Below are 1,937 nucleotides of genomic sequence, written 5' to 3'. Positions count from 1 at the left end.
AGGGGATATCGGGCTGTTGGGATTTGCGGCTGGCCTTGCTGGCGTGTGTCGCGCCGGGTTTATGGGGTTTGACCTGGGATGATGGGTGCATGGCGAGGGATTATCGGCCGGTCGATCGGGATCAGGTATTCATGTTGCCGCCGGATATGCGGGACTGGGTACAGCCCAGCGATCCGGTGTGGCTGGTGATCTCGATGGTCGATCGGCTTGATACCTCGTCATTGCATGCCCAGCGTCGGGTCGGGGGTGTGGGTCGTCGTGGCTATGACCCCGACATGCTGTTGACGCTTCTGATCTGGGCGTGGGCGCATGGGCAGCGGTCTTCGCGTCAGATCGAGCGGTTGTGTCGTCGGGACCTGACCTACCGGGTTATCTGCGCCGGCGATGTGCCGGATCATTCGACGATCTCGACGTTCCGCAAGGACGCCTCGGCGGTGATGGCCACGTTGTTCGCCGAAACCCTGGCCGCCTGCGCACGCCTGGGGATGGGTCGGCTCGGGGTCGTGGCGTTGGACGGGGTCAAGATCGCATCCAACGCATCGCCGGCAGCCAACCGGACCGAGAAGCATTTGGCCAAGCTGCAGGCCACAGAGCTCGACCGATTGCGTACACAGCTCGAAGATGTTGCGGTGCAGGCTGATATCGAGCATGCGGCCAACGATGCTGACGGTGATCGCGGGAGCGGCGATGAGGAGGTCCCCAAGGAGCTGCTGGAGTTAGCGGGGGCCCAACGGCTGGCCCGCATCACCGAGGCCCTGGTCTCGGCGCGTGAGCACAACAGGGCTGCCCAGGAGGCGATGCCGGAGAAGACGCGCGCGGAGATCAACCGCGATCATCTGCTCGCGCGGCGCCAGAAGGACGCCGAGGCTGCGCAGCGGTGGCTCACCGACTGCGAGCAGGCCGCCGGTCACTACGGCGGCCGTATCGCCGCGGTGCCGATCCAGATCCGGGTGCAGGTGGCCGAGCAACGCCTGGCCCACGCCCGCGCCGAGTACCAAGCCATGCTCGACGCCCGGCCCTCACGCATGCGGGGCAGGTCGCCCGCTCCGGTCGAGAGGTCCGACAAGGTCGTTGCAGCACGCACTGCGCTGGACAAAGCAGTGGCCGCCCACGCCCGGTGGACAGCGACACAACGGGCCGAAGACGAGAAGATCACAGCTCAACTGGCCGCAGCGGCGGCGCGCACCGACAAACCACACCGAGCCTCGGTCGACACCAGCCGCAATATCACCGACCCGCAGTCGCGGCCGATGCCACTGCGGGGCGGTGGGTGGGTGCAGGGATACAACTGCCAGGCCGTCAACAGCAGCGATGGATTGATCATCGCCACGATGGTCGGCGATAACCCTGTCGACACACCACAATTCAGGCCCATGATGGACAAAGCTGTTGCCGCCGCCGAGTACATCGAGCGCCACCGACCCGTCGACTCGGCCCCAACCGGTGGGATTGGTGTACTTCTCGCCGACGCCGGCTACCACTCCGCCGACAACATCACCGCCCCGGGCCCCGACCGGCTCATCGCCACCGCCCAGGCGCACAAACTGCGCAAAGCCCACGCCGAACAGTCCGCCAACACCGAGTCCACGCCCCCGCCACCAGCCGATGACAACCCGACCGCGGTGATGACTGCCCGACTCCTCACCGACGACGGACACGCGCTCTACAGCCAACGCAGTCACATCGCCGAAACCCCGTTCGGACACGCCAAACACAACCTCGGCTTCCGCCGATTCACCAGCTGCGGATTGGCCCGAGCAGAAGCCGAATTCGCCTTCCACGCCATCGTTCACAACCTCTTCAAGGCCATCACCCACACACAGACAGCCTCAGCCTGAGGCCCAGGCTGGGGCTGTCTGTGCCAACCGGACCAACCTCGCCTGACCGACACCCTCACAACGCCGAAATCAAATCCCAACAGCCCGATATGCCCCTCG

Annotated in this window: 1 protein-coding gene; it reads left to right on the top strand. The window is 65.6% G+C overall.

The annotated features are described in order from the left end of the window. Positions 1-89: 89 nt before the first annotated feature. A complete protein-coding gene (locus ACWDTI_RS27225) occupies positions 90-1,838 on the top strand; it encodes a transposase (protein ID WP_449741261.1) in 1,749 nt (582 codons plus the stop codon). Positions 1,839-1,937: the final 99 nt, after the last annotated feature.

The sequence above is a fragment of the Gordonia sp. NPDC003424 genome (genome assembly GCF_053588655.1).
This window is presented reverse-complemented; position numbering and strand designations above follow the sequence as displayed.

What these genes read in the sequence shown, in the direction of transcription:
- ACWDTI_RS27225 (WP_449741261.1), top strand. Translation starts at nt 90, where the DNA reads ATGGCGAGGGATTATCGGCCGGTCGATCGGGATCAGGTATTCATGTTG.